Source organism: Paraburkholderia unamae (assembly GCF_003268775.1).
Taxonomy (GTDB): Bacteria; Pseudomonadota; Gammaproteobacteria; order Burkholderiales; family Burkholderiaceae; genus Paraburkholderia; species Paraburkholderia unamae.
The window spans coordinates 78,369-92,806 of sequence record NZ_QLSU01000013.1 but is presented as its reverse complement, the minus strand read 5'-3'; the positions used below and the strand labels follow the sequence as shown (position 1 = coordinate 92,806).

The following is a 14,438-nucleotide window of genomic DNA, read 5'->3' as shown; positions in this document are numbered from 1 at the left end:
TTCACGCAGGGTCTTCAAAAATGCGCGGGGACTCGATACAATGGCGACCCTTCGAGCTTGGGACGCGACGCTGATGACAGCGTGCCCTCCTCCAGAGCCTGGGCTGAAGGGTTGTACGTAGTGGTAGTGCCGACGTGGTGAAATTGGTAGACACGCTATCTTGAGGGGGTAGTGGCGAAAGCTGTGCGAGTTCGAGTCTCGCCGTCGGCACCAATCAGTATCGGGTTTTCAAAGATACTCAAAAACGAAAATGGCAAGGATCTAGCGGGTTTTTGCCGGTTTTTCGATCAATTCGCCAGCATGGTTGCCATGCCTTTTCGAAGGCAGACAATGCGCGGCCTTCTCTCTTGCATCCGGATTTGATCTCGCGTTCCAACGCGCTTCGTTGCGTCGGATCGATGTCGTTTCTGAGTGCCCCATCTGTTTCGCAATCCAGATTGTTTGCTTCCCGGTCGACAGCATGGTCGATGCGTTCGTGCGCCGTTTTTTCCTGCCTGTGGATTTGACCTGACTGCCGGGGTAAGGGCGTGTAAGGCGCATCAGGGGGAATCCCCCTCAAGAATGACGCCGCACTCGCCGTTACCCCACGTAGGGGGAGTTGTTTGCGTTATGCGAACGACGAACCGACACCTACGCCGCATTGCTCAAAGTCGGGGAAAGTATCCATGCAAATTCAGTCAACCACCTCTGCCACGGCAGTCGCCGCGACGACTGCCGGGACCGCTGCCAGCAGCAGTTCCGCCGCATCGAACGCCAACAACAGCGCCACTTCGACGACTACGGGCGATGCTTCGTCGACGAGCAACTCGGGTTCGAGCGGCACCTCGGGCACGACCTCGAGTTCTTCAACCTCCCAAAGCGAACGCAGTGGTGGTGGCGGCGGCGGTGGGGGCGGTTCATCGTCGTCGAGTTCCACCACGACCGCGGCCATCGACAAGCTAAAGGCGCTGATCAAGGCGCTCGAAGCGCAACTTGCTGCACTTTCGAAGGGCGGCGGTTCGTCGCAAGCGGCTTCCGGCGCGAGCGGCACCGGCAATAGTGCGAACGCAGGGGCAAACGGCAACGCGAATGGCAGCACCGCGGGCGGGACGAGCGGCGCTTCGGAGGCGTCCAGCACCGGAGGAGCCAGCAAGTCCAGCCAGGACTCGACGCTTGCCGCGGCCAGCCAGATCGAAGCCGCAATCCAGACGGCGCAGGGCGAGTTGATTCAACTGATGCTCGCGAGCGGACAAAGTACGGGCGGCCTCATTTCCACGACGGCTTAAGCGCCGCGTGTAGTAACCCGCGTGGCTTTCAGGCCGCGCGGGATTTCTGCTGCTGGGTAAATGTGCTGGCGGCGCTGCACAATATTAAGTATTTCGAAGTAATCTGGCGGCCAATATGACCTGGCACGCGCGGTGCCGATATAAGGCACCGCGCGCCAACGTTTGCGCGCCCGGATTCCATGCGCACGATTTTCCAAAAGAATGAATATTACAAAACTTGTGCGCGCAATCACAACGCATAGTCTCCGCTGATCAGACAATCCATTCGTGCCTCGCTGCGTCCATTGCGAGCGTTGCAACGATTCGTGAGTTCTCAAATTTTCTGATTATTGGAGCGCCTCGCATGGCAGCAGCACAATATTACGATCAGGTCCAAAAGGCCTATATCGCCTACTACGGCCGGCCCGCGGATCCCGCTGGCCTGGTCTACTGGGCGAACCAGCTCGATCAGGCCGGTGGCGACCTGAACTCGATCATCAACGCGTTCGGTAACTCGCAGGAATCGATCGCGCTGTACGGCGGCGGCAACCTCTATGCCGAAGTCAACCAGATCTATCAAACGCTGTTCGGCCGCGCGGCCGACACCGTGGGTGCGAACTGGTACGTCGAGCAGATCGCGACGGGCAAGATGACGCTCGCCTCGATCGCGCTGGACATCTACAACGGGGCGCAAGGCGCGGACGCCACAGCGCTTCAGGCCAAGCTTGACTACGCCAACGCGTTCACCGGCGCGCTGCTGCAAGACGCGAATAGCGCGGCGGCATACGCGGGCAACGCAGCCGCGGCCGGCGCGCGCCTGGCCTTGGCCGGCGTGACGGACCCGGCTTCGGAACAGTCGGCGCTCAACAACCTCGCGACGACCATTGCGAATATCGGGTCAGGTGCGGTGACGTACCTGACGAGCGGCGCCGATGTCGTGACGGGTTCGAACATCGTCGGCTCGCTCACGCAATACAGCACAGACGGCCGGGGCCCGACGCTGAACTACAACGACGTGATCACGGGTTCGACCGGCGGCGCGAACAACACGCTGACGCTGAACGACGACTACGCGTCGGCCAACGATGTCATTCCGCTCGGCGCTTCGATCTCGAACATCCAGACGGTTGCGCTGCAAACCGCGGGCAACGCCGGCGGTTCTGCCGCATTCGACACGTCGAACATCTCGGGCGTGACGAACCTGACGGTGAGGTCGGCGGGCACCGGCGAAGACAACGTCAAGGCGGCGGCCACGACGAACATCAACGTTTCGCATCTGAACACGGCTGGCGCTGTTCAGACGGCGGGCGGCAACAACGTCACCGTGAATACGTCGGGTGGCGACGTCCAGGTTGGCAACACCTCGATCGCTGGTGCAAACCCGGCGGGCGCAGTCAACGTGAGCGCGGCGAATACCGGTACGGTCGCCGTGTTCGGCGGCACGACGGTCAACGTCAACGATGCCGGTCAGAACAGCACGGTCCAGGTCGGCACCAACGGCTCGGCTGTTTCCGCATCGCAGCCATCGGGTGCGGTGAGCGTCAACGCAACGGGTACGGGTATCGATGTGGCCGTCTATGGCGGCACGGATGTGACCGTGAACAGCGCGGGCGGCAATGCCGCGCATAGCGCGCTCGTGCAGATTGGCGGTATCGAGGGCAATACGGTTTATGCGCCGACCGGCAACGTCACGGTGAACGTGAACCAGGCCGCGGCGGTGCAGTTCAGCTACGCAACGGATTCCCATTCGGGCAATGACGCCGGGGTCGAAATTCTCGGCGGCGCGAATGTGTCGGTGACGACGAACGGCGGCAACGTGCTCATCGGCAGCACCGCCACCGACAGCAGCGGCGCACTCCTCGCTGGCGAAAACCCGACGGGCACGATCACCGTTATCGATTCGGCCGCAGCGGAATATGTCGGCATCGTGGGCGGCACCGACGTGTCGGTCACCGCGGCAGGCGACCAGGTGGTCATCGGCGCCCTCGTCAGCGGCGCTGCACCGAGCGGCACCGTTACCGTCAACAACACCGCCGCCGTTGCCTATAACGGCATCCGTGGGATCAACGACGTCAATGAGGGCGTGAGCATCGTTGGCGGCACGACCGTCAACGTCGCGACGAACGCCGGTTACGTGAGCGTGGGCTCGTCGACCGGCGCGGCCGGCTCGGAGGCGACCGGCACGATCAGCGTGACGGATTCGTCCAACGGCGACGTGAACGTCTATGGCGGCACCGACGTGACGGTTGGCGCGGCGGGCGGCACCGTCACGATCGGCAGCGCGAAGGGCGCGCCGAGCGGCGACGTCACGGTCACGCAATCCGCCGTGGCAACCGGCGGCGTGGCGAACTCCGCTTCGACGGTCACCGTGCTCGGCGGCAACAATGTCACGGTCAGCACGACCGGCGGCAGCGTGACGGTCGGCGCGGACGGCACGGCCGCGGCGGGCGCCGTTTCGGTCACCGACACTTACGGCGGCAATAACGTTGACGACATTACCGTTGTCGGCGGCACGACCGTTTCGGTCAACACGACCGCGACCTCGGGCGACATCAATATCGGCTCGGTCCCGGCGAGTGTCGATGCATCCGGCAAGCTCACGAACGCGGCGGACTACGCCACGGGCAACGTGACGGTGGTGAGCGCAACGACCAACGGTTCGTCCACCGTCTACGGCACGGGCGACATCAACGTGACGACCAACGGCGCCACGGCGGTTTCGGTCTCGGGCGGCGACGGCGGCGACATCACGGACATTCAGGCGACGCTCGCGCAGCCGGGTACGAGCACGCTTTCGAGCGTGACGCTGAACCACGTCGAAGGCCCGACCACGATCACGTCGGACGCGCTCACGTCGCTTACGGTTCTCAACGGGGACTCCGGCGAAAACTACCACGTCATCAACAACACGGCGGGCCACGATCTGGCGATCACGCTGGGCGGCGACGCGACGGCATACGCTGGCGCGGTGGACGTGATTCGCGACGACAACGCCGGCGCGGTGAGCGTCACCGACAACGGCGTGGCGTCGGGTGAAGTCGCGCTGATCGTCGCGAGTGCGACGAGCGTGACGGTCAACACGACGGCGGCCGTGGATCTGGCCATCGAAGCGGGCGACGCCCTCACGGCCGTCACGCTGAACAACACGGCCGCAATCGAAATTTTCGGCACGCAAAACGCCGTCAATCTCGCGAAGGTCGATGCAAGCGGTTCGACGGGCGCGATCGTGATCGGGATCGACCAGAGCACGACCGGCTTCACCGGCGGCGCGGGCGACGACACGGTCGTGCTCGACAACTACGACCTCACGGCGGCCAGCAAGATCGTTGGCGGCTCGGGCGTGAACACGCTGGTGCTCGAAACCGCGCTCGGCGCGCAAGGCACGCTCGCGGTACCGGTCAACCTCGGCACGATCGCGGCGAACTTCGCGAATCTGACGCTCGTTGGCGAAAGCGGCTTCTACGATGCGAGCGCCTTCACGGGCAATCTCACGGCTGTCGATTCGGCGGTGACGTTCGAGAAAGTGGCGGCCGGCACGACGTTGACCGTGCTCGACGGCGCAAGCGTCGACTACCAGTTGAGGAATTCGAGCGGCGCGAACGACAAGGTCACGATCACGATCGGCGCGGACGGCACGGCCAGCACGGGCACGTATTCGCAGTCGGCTTCCGTGAGCGCAACGGGCGTCGAGCACGTCACGATCAACAGTGAAGGCTACGTCGCGACCGGCAACGTCAACGCGATCACGATCAACGACAGCGCCGCCGCGACCCTCACGGTCACCGGCGACGAGAACGTCTCGCTCCAGCTTCAATCGGATGCGGGCACGCTCCTGAGTTCGAGCAGCGTGACCCAGGTCGATGCCTCGGCGGCGACCGGCACGGTGGACGTCTCGCATATCGCCGTGTCGGCGGGCGGCGTGACGATCACGGGCGGCGCGGGCGAACTGATCGCTTCGGGCGTTTCCACGTCGATGGAATCGCTCACGCTCAACGGCGCGTACCAGCTCGACGAGGTCGTGACGGAAACGATCAACGGCGTGACGTACGCATACACCGTCACGGGCTCCACGACGCAGGCTTCGGTGGCCCAGGGGCTGCTCGACGCCATCGTGAACGGCATCGGCCTGAACGGTGCGGCGGTTGCGCCTTTCGTGAACGCGAGCGTGGGCACGGGCGCCAATGCCAACGTCATCACGCTCGCTGCCAACGGCGCCGATATCGCCGCAAGCGATGTGTCGGTCGCGGCGGTCGTGACCACCCCGGTCAATGATATCGCGGCGGCGAATGCGATCCAGGCGCAGGCAACGCTTCACGTTTCATCGCTGCCGGACACGGACTGGACGGTGTACCTTTCGATCAACGGCGTCGTGATCAACATTCCGACGGGCGATACCGTGCAGGCCAATTGGGTGCTCGTGACCGTGCAGGGGCAGATCAGCCGTAACCCGACGCTTTCCCAGCTCGGCCTGTCCTCTGACTTCGATGTCAACGGAGACCTGGTCATCAAGGGACCGTCCGACGGTTCGGCGCTGGTTATCGTGCCGAATACCGATTCGGATGGAAATGTCTCGGGCAGCGTCTTCACGATTGCGGGCAGTGCGGCCGGTGCGGCTGCCGTTGTCCAGCAGGACCATCTCGATCTTTCGGCGGGCACCTATGTGGCGGGCGAGACGCTGAGCATCACGATCGCGGGCCAGACGATCACGACGGCGGCACTCACCACGACTGCCGCCGCCGACGCGGCAACGGCGCTTGTCAATGCCATCAACGCCAACAGCGTGCTGGCCGGCGAGCACATCGTGGCTACCGTCCAGAGCGGCACCAGCGTCGTCATCACCGGCGACGCCGCAGGCGACGCGTTCGAGGACAGCGACTCGCTCGTCGGCAACTCCCCGGCGGGCACGGCGGCGGCGCTCCACGCGGGGACCGCAGCCGTGGACGTCATCACGACCGGCGCGGGCGGCGGTGACATCACGATTGGCGAGGGCGGCAGCTACGGCGGCGCGGGCAGCGAGACGGTCAACCTCGCGGCGTCGGGTGCGGTCTCGGACACGATCGTCGCGAACCAGGGCACCGTGGCCGTGTACAACGGCGTCGCGGGCGGCGTGACGGGCTTCGTGGTCAGCGCGAACGCAACGACCGCGGATCACCTGTCCTTCGACGGCGCGGCGGTGAGCGCACTGGCGAACCAGTCGGCGGCGCAGAACGTCGCGTCGTTCGTGGGCGCGACCCTGACCGGTCAGGCGGCGGCCGAGGGCGCGACGCTCGCGAACCTCACGTTCACGTCGGTCAACGGCGTGCTCACGTTCGGCGCGACCGGCACGCACAAGGTCTCGGAGTTTTCGGTCGCGCAACTCATTGCGGCGGCGCAGGCCATCGTCGAATCGCAGCCCGTCGCCGCGGTGCTGGCATTCGTCGCGGGCGGCAACACCTACGTCGTGGCGTCGGCACACGCCGGCGGCGCGCTGGCGGACGCTTCGGTCACGGAGTTGATCGGCGTGACGGGGGTGACGGGCCTGGGTTCGTCGGCGGCGGCCAACACGATCGTGGTCGACAATTTCGTCACCACGGCGGCGACGTCGGCGAACGCGGGTGACGCGAAGGTCGCCGTCTACGACGAAACCGGCTACAGCCTGGCGCTGCTTGGCTCGGGCGTGCAGAGCGCGGGTACGACGTCCACGACGTTCGCGAACCTGAGCGCTTCGGCCGAGCTCGACATTGCGGCAGGCGCCACGTACGCCCCGGTCATCACGACGCAGGCCGGCGCTTCGGGTTCGAACACCCTGGCGATCGACTTCGCGGCCGGTGCCACCGAGCTCAAGAGCCTGACGGTGAACGGCGATCACTCGCTCGCGATCCACAATGCGGCGGCGGCGACGATCGACGCGCTTGTCGACGCCACGAACACCGTGTCGAGCATCACGGTCGACGGCAGCGGTTCGCTCACGGTCACGAGCCTCCCGGGCACGGCGCTCAAGGCCTTCGACGCGAGCGCGGCAACCGGCATGCTGACCCTGACGGCCGCGCAAGACGGTTTGACGATCAAGGGGTCGCTGGCCGGCGACACGATCGTCGCGAACGGCGCGGCCGACACGATCTCGGTTGGCGACGCCGGCCACGCGGCGAGCGTTGGCGTCACGCTAAGCGCGAACGGCGCAGGCGACACCATTACGCTCGGCGCGGGTGACGGCGTGGTCAGCACGATTGCGGCGGCCGGCGCGGGCGACACGATCAGCCTGTACGGCGGCAGCAATACCGTGGCGGGCGCGTTCAACGGCTCGACGCCGCTGACGGCGCTCGGCCACGGCGACACGATCAACGTGTACGGCGACGCGTCGACGGTCGATCACGTGTGGCTTGGCAGCGCGGCGACCGTGAACATCGGTGCGACAGGCCACACGTTCAACGGCGAACTGGATCTGAACATCCAGGGCGACGTGACGGGCGCAACGTCAAGCGGCGGCTACGCCCAGACGACGGTCAACGCCGTGCTCGCGAACAACGCGACGCTGAACATCACGTTCGGCAACGCCACGACCGAAGCGCTGGCGGGCGGCACCGGCTCTGGTCTGTCCGGTTCGATGGTGAACGTGGCTTCGGCAACGTCGCTGTCGCAAGCACTCGACCTGGCCATTCAGCAGGCGCTCGTGCTCGACCAGACGAGGGATGCGGGCGCGCACACGAGCGTGGTGAACGGCGTGATCGAACTGAACGCCGACACCGGCCTGATCAGCGCATTCGAATACGCGGGCAACACTTACGTCGTGGAAGCCGTCAACACGAGCAAGAGCGCCGGGGCGGCGCATGCCGCGCTCGGCGTCAACGACGTGGTCGTGGAATTCACCGGCACCTCGACGGTGTCGCTCGCAGGCATGAGCGGCCATACATTGAGCGCGACGGTGGGTGGTGGCTTCATTGCGCCGCCGCCTCCCTGATCGACGCACGCTCAATGCGAGTCTCCCGGCGGTAGAAAAACCCCGCCTCCCTTACAAGGGAGCGCGGGGTTTTTTGTCGGCATGAGCAAGATTGCGCGCGTTGCCGGGTTCCGGCGCGTCGTCATCGGCAAGCCAAAAAAAGAGAGGGGAGACGCGCTCCCCTCTCTTCACTGCCGCCGCTCGCGCATCAATGCGATCGTGCGGCCGCGCTCACTCAGCCAACGTGAACGCCTGTGCCTGCTTGCGTCACGGCCGACGCGCTGGCAACACCCACCAGTTCCACGATGTGAGCCTGGCCGGCCTCGGTGCCGTGGAACACGGCGACGTAGGTGTCCTGACCATCGCTCCAGGCCACGGTGTCGCCTGCCGCCGCGGCTTGCGCGCCCATCACCGCAGTGATGAAGTCAGCGGAGGTGTTGTAGCTCAGCGTCGCAACGATGCCGTTTTCAGCGGCAAGCTCGCCGCCGGCATGGAGCGCGCCGCCTTGCGACTGAAGCACGTCCATCGATCCGAAGTTCGTCACGATGTCTTGCTGGCCCGAGTTCGTGCTCAGCGACAGGACATCGCTGACGTTCAGGCCGTGGCTGCCGAACGTGATGGTTTCGTTGCTGCTGCCTTCCACCACCGTGGTGGCGCCGGTGAAGCCCGACAGGTCCAGGCTGTCCTGGTCCATCGTGACCGTGACCGACTGCGCACCGGCTACCACGCCCGAGCTGCCGGCGAGGTCGCCCTGCACGTTGCTCGCCGTGTCCAGAACCGTGTAGCTCGTGGCGCCCGCTTCCGTCGTGTGGCCGTCGAGGTTGCTGATGGTGTCGGACAAGCTCAGCGAATGGCCGTCGAGATTGAAGCCGTTCGTCGATCCCAGCGTATGCGCTTGCTCGACCGAGACGGTTGCATCTTCCGACAGGCCCACCGAGTGTGCGCCGGACACGATGCTGCCCGAAGCGCCGGCGACGATGGCCGCCGCCGTGTCCACCACGTCGTAGCTCGTGGCGCCCGCTTCCGTCGTGTGACCGTCGAGGTTGCCGATGGTGTCGGACAGGCTCAGCGCATGACCGTCGAGATTGAAGCCGTTCGTCGATGCCCGCGTATGCGCTTGCTCGACCGACACGGTTGCATCTTCCGACAGGCCCACCGAGTGTGCGCCGGACACGATGCTGCCCGAAGCGCCGGCGACGATGGCCGCCGCCGTGTCCACCACGTCGTAGCTCGATGCGCCTGCTTCCGTCGTATGGCCGTCGAGGTTGCCGATGGTGTCGACGAGGTTCAGCGCATGACCGCCGAGGCCGAAGTTCGCGGTCCCGTTCAGAATTTCCGCTTGCGCGACCGAAACCGAGGCGTCCGCCGACAGTTCGACAGCGTGCGCGTTCGTCACCACGTCGGCCGACACATGCGCGAGGATGTTCGCCGCCGTGTCCTGGACGTCGTAGCTGCTGAAGCCCGCAACCGTTGCGCCGGTGAGGTTGTCGATGGTGTCGACCAGCGTCAGCGTGTGGCCGTGCACGTCGAAATTCGCCACGCTCTCCAGAGCCTGCGCTTGCGCCACGGTGATCGATGCGTCAGCCGAGAGTTGCACGGCATGCGCGCCGGTCACGATGTCGCTCGTCGCGTTGGCGAGAATGTTGGCCAGCGTGTCCTGCACGTCGTAGCTCGTCACGCCGCCCGCGGTCGTGTTGCCGGTCAGGTTGTCGATGGTGTCGGCGAGCGTCAGGGTGTGGCCGTTCACGTCGAAGTTCGTCACGTTGGCCAGCGCCAGCGCTTGCTCGACCGAAACCGACGCGTCGGCCGAGAGTTCGACCGCATGCGCGTTCGTCACCACATCGCCCGCCGCGCCGGCCAGGATGTTGGCCACCGTATCCACCACGTCGTAGCTTGCGAAGCCTTGCGTGTTGCCGGTCAGGTTGTCGATGGTGTCGGCGAGCGTCAGGGTGTGGCCGTTCGCGTCGAAATGCGCCAGGCCCGCGAGAGCCTGCGCTTGCGCGACCGAAACCGAAGCGTCGGCCGACAGTTGAACCGCCTGCGCATCCGTCACCAGGGCACCCGAAGCGCCGGCGACGATGTTCGCCGCCGTGTCCACGACGGTGTAGGCCGTTGCGCCCGCAACCGTCGTGTTGTCCGTGAGGGCTTCGATGCTGTCGACCAGGGTGAGCACGTGGCCGTTCACGCTGAAGCTCGACGTCGCGGCGAGAGTCTGCGCCTGCTCGACCGAAACCGAAGCGTCGGCGGACAGGTCGACGGCTTGAGCGCCCGTCACCACGTCGCTCGTCGCGTTCGCGATGATGTTGTCCGCCGTATCGACGACCACGTAGCTCGTTGCGCCAGCGGTGGACGTATGACCGTCCAGGTTGCCGATCGTATCGGCAAGCGTCAGCGCATGGCCGTTCATGTCGAACGCCGACAGGCTCGCGAGCGCGTCCGCCTGGGCAACCGTCACGACCGCGTCGCTCAGGAGTTCGACCGATTGCGCGCCTGCCACGACGGGGCTTTCAGCGCCCGCAGCGATGTTTTCCGCGGTGTCGAGGATGATGTAGCTCGATGCGCCCGCTTCCGTGGTGTGACCCGTCAGGTTGGCAATGCTGTCGACCAGCGTCAGGCTGTGGCCGCCCAGGCTGAAGCCGTGCGTCGATGCCAGAGCCAGCGCGTCCGACACCGAACCGGTCGCATCGGCCGAGAGTTCGACAGCCTGCGCGCCCGCAACGAGGTCGCCGGCAAGGTTGCTCAGGATGTGCGCGGCGGTATCGGCGACGACATAGGCCGTGGCGCCCGCGACGTCCGTATTGCCCGTGAGGTGTTCGATGCTGTCGACCAGCGTCAGCGCATGGCCGTTCACGCTGAAGGCGGGCGTGGCGGCGAGCGCCTGGGCGTCCGCCACGGAGACGGAAGCGTCGCTCGACAGTTGGACGGCCGTTGCGCCCGTAACGATCGCGCCCGTCGCCGCCGCCAGAATATTGGCCGCCGAGTCGACCACGATATACGCGCCGGTCGGGGGATTGCCCGTCAATTCCGCAACAGTGCCCGTCACCGGATCGCCGCCGGGCGTGCCGCCGTTGTCACCTCCGTTGTCACCACCGTTGCCGCCCGTGGAGGGCGTCGTGCCCGAAGCGTATTGATCCACGATCGTCGGATCGGTCAGCACGCCGCCGGCAATCTTGCCGTCGAACTGCGACGGATCGCTGGTCGCCGCCGAGGTCGCGTTGATGTACGACGTGAGGTGCGAGAGCAGGGCTTCGTTCGCCGCGCTGTCGCTCGACACCTGCGAGAGGAAGGTGCGGCCGATGGCGCTTGCCGTGTCGCCGCCGTAGTTCGTTGCACCGGCCGTGAACTGGTGCGCGGCGGCCAACTCGTTCTGGACCGTGGCGATGTCGTCGTTCTGGACGCCGTTGAGCACGGACAGCGCAAGGCTGCCGGCCGTGATCGTGCCGGCCTTCAGCGCCTGGGCGTAAAACTCGAGACCCGCCGCGTCCGGCGCGCGATGCAGCACGTTCTGGTAGATCGCCGTGACGAGATCTTCCGCCGATGCGTTTGCGCCATACAGCGCAACGGATTCGGCCGAGGTGGCGAAAGCGTTGATCATGCTGGTCAGATTGCCGTTCTGGGCATCCAGCTGTGCCGCCCAGTAAGTCAGGCCGTCGGCGTCCGCGGGACGGCCATAGTACGCGATGTAAAGTTCCTGGATCTGGTCCAGCGTTGCCTGTGTTGACACGTAGTTGTCCTTATTAGCAATCGGGATTGACTGATGGCTGCATTGATCGACGGCCTGGCATCAGCCGGGCGCGAACAACGTGCGACTCCGCCGGATTGCGCGACCGCTGCCCCGGCCGATGGGGCGTCTGGTCACGTTCAGCTTGCGAAATCGAAAGGAGTGTAAGAAGTTTCGGAACAAAAAGCATGTGACCGTCGTCACATTTTGAGAGGAAATTTGAAGATGGGGATTGTTGCGAAACCGGTAATGATTCGGCAGGCATGAAGCTTCATCGAGGCGGACACCTTGCCAGGCCTCCCTACGTATCCCGACGTGCCGGGCTCATCATCGAATCAAATTTTTTTGCCAGCTTTTGCTTTTCATACCGTATAATCCGGCCTCCCAAGCGGAATGCGAGTTCCGCTCCGGGTACCAGGCCACACCATCATCGATCCGCCGCAACGGTGGATTCATGACGAAGCCGTTCTGCAAGGGGGTATAGCTCAGCTGGGAGAGCGCTTGCATGGCATGCAAGAGGTCAGCGGTTCGATCCCGCTTACCTCCACCAACAGAACGGGCGCGGGAGTCGATCGCGCCGCTTGCTTCATCATCCTGCTTCAATCCCCCACGCTGTCACTCCACTTCGTGTTGCGAGCGTCGGGCATGGCTTGCTTCACAACGGCAATGCATGCGTCGACAGGATCTCCTTGAGCACCATGAAGCTGCGCACCTGCCGCACGCCCGGCAAATACAACAACTGCTCCGCATGCAGCTGGTTGAAGCTCTCGTTGTCGCGCGTGCGCACAAGCATGAAGTAGTCGAATTCGCCGGTCACGACGTGGCATTCCACACAGCCTGACACCTTCTGCGCCGCTTTCTCGAATGCCGCGAACGCTTCGGGCGTCGAGCGGTCCAGCACGAAGCCGATCACGACCAGCATGCCCGCGCCGAGCGCCTTGGGCTCCAGCAGCGCGACGATGCCGCGTATCAATCCCATCTCCTTCAGTCGTTCCACGCGCCGCAGGCATGCGGGCGCGCTGAGCCGGACTTTCGCGGCGAGGCTCACGTTCGAGATCGACGCGTCCTGCTGCAAATGCCTGAGGATCGCGCGGTCGATGCGATCCAGCGCTGGCGGGCCGTTCGGGGTGACGGTCGACCCCTTGCTTAATTTCATTGCGCGAATACCCTCTTTGGCGATCTGAAAATGTTCCGCTTTCGCAGACTCCGTTATTAACGTAGGTCGCCGCTATTTATTTGGCAAGCTCATTTCGTGCGAAGACGCCTACCATCTTTTGCATCGGGATGCGATGCGGCAGGCGCGTCCCGAGCCACGCCCATGTCCTGCTCGAGCCGACTCTCCGGAGACATTCGATGAACCTCCAGCGCTTCCCCCGTTACCCCCTCACGTTCGGGCCGACGCCAATCCAGCCACTCAAGCGCCTGAGCCAGCATCTCGGCGGCAAGGTCGAGCTCTATGCGAAACGCGAGGACTGCAACAGCGGGCTCGCGTTCGGCGGCAACAAGACGCGTAAGCTCGAATACCTGATTCCCGACGCACTTGCGCAAGGTTGCGACACGCTGGTGTCGATCGGCGGCATTCAGTCGAACCAGACTCGCCAGGTCGCGGCCGTTGCCGCGCATCTCGGCATGAAGTGCGTACTTGTTCAGGAGAACTGGGTAAATTACTCCGACGCCGTCTATGACCGCGTCGGCAACATCCAGATGTCACGCATGATGGGCGCGGACGTGCGGCTCGTGGCGGACGGCTTCGATATCGGCATTCGCCCGAGCTGGGAGGAGGCGCTCGAAAGCGTGCGCCAGGCGGGCGGCAAACCGTACGCGATACCGGCAGGGTGCTCCGAGCATCCGCTCGGGGGCCTCGGCTTCGTGGGCTTTGCCGAGGAAGTGCGGCAGCAGGAAGCCGAACTCGGCTTCAAGTTCGACTACATCGTCGTGTGCTCGGTTACGGGCAGCACGCAGGCGGGGATGGTGGTGGGCTTCGCTGCCGACGGCCGCGCGAATCGCGTGATCGGTATCGACGCCTCCGCTACGCCCGAAAAAACGCACGCACAGATCACACGCATCGCGCGTCACACGGCGGGTCTGGTCGACCTCAGCCGCGATATCGGCGAGCAGGACGTGATTCTCGACACGCGCTACGGCGGGCCCGAATATGGGCTGCCGAACGAGGGCACGCTGGAGGCGATTCGCCTGTGCGCGCGGATGGAAGGCATGCTGACCGACCCGGTGTACGAAGGCAAGTCGATGCACGGCATGATCGACAAAGTGCGCCTCGGCGAGTTCGAGCCGGGTTCGAAGGTGCTGTATGCCCATCTGGGCGGCGTGCCGGCGTTGAGCGCATACAGCTTCATTTTCCGCGACGGTTGATGCCTGGCACGAGGGAGCCAGCGTGGGCTGACTCGCGCGCGTCACAGTCTTTGACTTTAGTCACGGCGCGCGGTCCGAAAGCTAACGACAATGGGTGCCCTACACGTCGTGGGAGTGCCGGGCTCTTGCCTCTCCCACGAACTCCGCGCCGGGCTTTTAGCCCGGCGTTTTTTTATGCGCGGCTTTC

At 64.9% G+C, this 14,438-nt stretch carries 6 protein-coding genes and 2 tRNA genes; 4 read left to right on the top strand and 4 right to left on the bottom strand.

What is annotated here, in order from left to right; genetic code table 11:
- Positions 1-128: 128 nt before the first annotated feature.
- A tRNA-Leu gene (locus tag C7401_RS21945) sits at positions 129-213 on the top strand.
- A gap of 25 nt (positions 214-238) precedes the next feature.
- On the opposite strand, the gene C7401_RS45335 is transcribed toward C7401_RS21945, so the two are convergent.
- Both C7401_RS45335 and C7401_RS21940 read right to left on the bottom strand, forming a co-directional pair.
- Positions 239-559, bottom strand: a complete 321-nt coding sequence (locus tag C7401_RS45335; RefSeq protein ID WP_220092835.1) for a hypothetical protein — start codon at positions 557-559, stop codon at positions 239-241.
- Between the two features lie 114 nt (positions 560-673).
- A complete protein-coding gene (locus C7401_RS21940; protein WP_220092834.1) occupies positions 674-1,132 on the bottom strand; it encodes a hypothetical protein in 459 nt (152 codons plus the stop codon).
- 476 nt (positions 1,133-1,608) lie between these two features.
- Here C7401_RS21940 and C7401_RS21935 point away from each other — a divergent pair, with 476 nt between their 5' ends.
- Positions 1,609-8,181, top strand: a complete 6,573-nt coding sequence (locus C7401_RS21935) for a hypothetical protein (protein ID WP_112173502.1) — start codon at positions 1,609-1,611, stop codon at positions 8,179-8,181.
- A 214-nt stretch (positions 8,182-8,395) separates the two neighbouring features.
- Here C7401_RS21935 and C7401_RS21930 read toward each other — a convergent pair whose 3' ends face one another.
- Entirely contained in the window at positions 8,396-11,884 is a 3,489-nt protein-coding gene (locus C7401_RS21930; protein WP_112173501.1) for a DUF4214 domain-containing protein, read from the bottom strand.
- 471 nt (positions 11,885-12,355) lie between these two features.
- Here C7401_RS21930 and C7401_RS21925 point away from each other — a divergent pair.
- Positions 12,356-12,431 (top strand) — tRNA-Ala (locus tag C7401_RS21925).
- A 105-nt stretch (positions 12,432-12,536) separates the two neighbouring features.
- Here the strand turns inward: C7401_RS21925 and C7401_RS21920 are convergent.
- On the bottom strand, positions 12,537-13,037 hold the full coding sequence (locus C7401_RS21920; protein WP_112173500.1) for an Lrp/AsnC family transcriptional regulator: 501 nt from the start codon (positions 13,035-13,037) through the stop codon (positions 12,537-12,539).
- A 197-nt stretch (positions 13,038-13,234) separates the two neighbouring features.
- On the opposite strand from C7401_RS21920, the gene C7401_RS21915 reads away from it, so the two are divergent.
- On the top strand, positions 13,235-14,251 hold the full coding sequence (locus tag C7401_RS21915) for a 1-aminocyclopropane-1-carboxylate deaminase (RefSeq protein ID WP_112173499.1): 1,017 nt from the start codon (positions 13,235-13,237) through the stop codon (positions 14,249-14,251).
- Positions 14,252-14,438 lie beyond the last annotated feature (187 nt).